The organism is Azovibrio restrictus DSM 23866 (assembly GCF_000429665.1).
Classification (GTDB): Bacteria; Pseudomonadota; Gammaproteobacteria; order Burkholderiales; family Rhodocyclaceae; genus Azovibrio; species Azovibrio restrictus.
Window position 1 is genome coordinate 1 of the sequence record NZ_AUCH01000049.1, and the last position, 1,397, is coordinate 1,397.

Below are 1,397 nucleotides of genomic sequence, written 5' to 3' on the forward strand. Positions count from 1 at the left end.
AGTACCACGACGAAGAAACCGGACTCCACTACAACCGCCACCGCTACTACGATCCCGATTCCGGCAGGTATCTCACTCAGGATCCTATTGGGTTGGAGGGAGGGGTGAATGTTTATGGGTATGTGGGCGGGAATCCGATGGGGTTTGTTGACCCTAAAGGGTTAGATCGCTGGGGTAGCGGCCCCTTTGAAAACCCTGAAGACAAATGGATTCCTGAATCACGCAAAGAAACAATGCGAAGAATTTGCCAATTTGGCAAAACGGATGGGCTTGTTTCTCGTGACGGTTTTGAGCATGACCTGAACCAGAGAAATGCAGAACACTATTTTTTTGGCAACGCGCTTGGTAGAACCATGGGGCCAGGAGCCCCTGTCTCTATAATTTTATGGGATGCTAGCAAAATTCTCAGGCGCGTAACTGGTCCTGAAACAACTCGGCCAACGTCTTTGAGTGCGGAGATGGGACAACGAGGGGCTGCCGATGCTTGGATATATGGCAGAAACATACCCGAGGAGTGCTCATGGCAAGAATAGAAAAATATAAATTTTTGCTATTGTTAGCAGCCATTATTTCGATAGCAATTGATGTTTTTGCTTTTGTGGGATGGGGGATATCCATATTATGGATCGTTCTTCTAATTAATTGGCTGCTAAAGAAAAAACTAGAATTTCAAAAAATAATATTAGCAATCTCTGTCCCGTTTTTTGTTTACACACTCGCTCACTTCATAGAAGCAGACATCGAAAGAAATTTATTACTAACAGCAAAAAATAGCAAATTTTATTTACCCAAGGACAGAAATGAGCTGCTTGACAACCCACGTTTTGAAATCAGCTTATTAACCCGCAGCAGAATTATTTTCTACGGCCTTTCTGACAGAGGAGCAATCGTCGTGCTTCGATCATTTCCTTTCAATATTATCGAGTTTAACTTAGTAGATGGCACTCGAAAAGTCCGCGCCTACGATTAACAAAACTATCATTGATAGCCAGGGGAGAGTCTCTTTCTTCTTGTTGTCCTGGCGCTATGACCAGCCCGGCCTGGAGGAGACTTTTGCCTTCGATCCGGCCGGTAATCTGATGTTCTTGCCCCAGGAGGCTTCCCGTCCTGCCCTGGCCAATACCGCCGGCCGGGATCATGCCCATTGGGACCAGGGCCTGGCGTTTCTCGAGCCGCCGGCCCCCGCCGTGCCCGGGCCTTTGCCCCCGGTGCGCCATAATCAGCTGCTCCGTTATGCCGCCCAGGTGCTTTCTCCCTTTCCCGCCACCTACTACGACCCCGCGACGGTCCGGGCCGAGCAGGATCGCCTCGATCGCCAGGCAGCCGAGCAGCAGACCGAGGCCGAGACCCTGCCCTGGCTCGCCCTCACCCAGCCCGCCGCCCATGCCCAGCTCCAG

At 50.5% G+C, this 1,397-nt stretch carries 3 protein-coding genes; all 3 read left to right on the top strand.

Going from position 1 to position 1,397, the window contains the following annotated elements:
- The coding region (locus G474_RS23005; protein WP_169729549.1) for an RHS repeat-associated core domain-containing protein at positions 1-533 on the top strand (533 nt) is incomplete at its 5' end.
- Complete coding sequence (locus G474_RS23675) at positions 521-970, top strand: hypothetical protein (RefSeq protein ID WP_156919342.1); 450 nt, start codon at positions 521-523, stop codon at positions 968-970. The genes G474_RS23005 and G474_RS23675, both read left to right, overlap by 13 nt.
- Before the next feature lie 40 nt (positions 971-1,010).
- On the top strand, positions 1,011-1,397 hold a 387-nt coding region (locus G474_RS21525), incomplete at its 3' end, for a hypothetical protein (protein ID WP_156919343.1).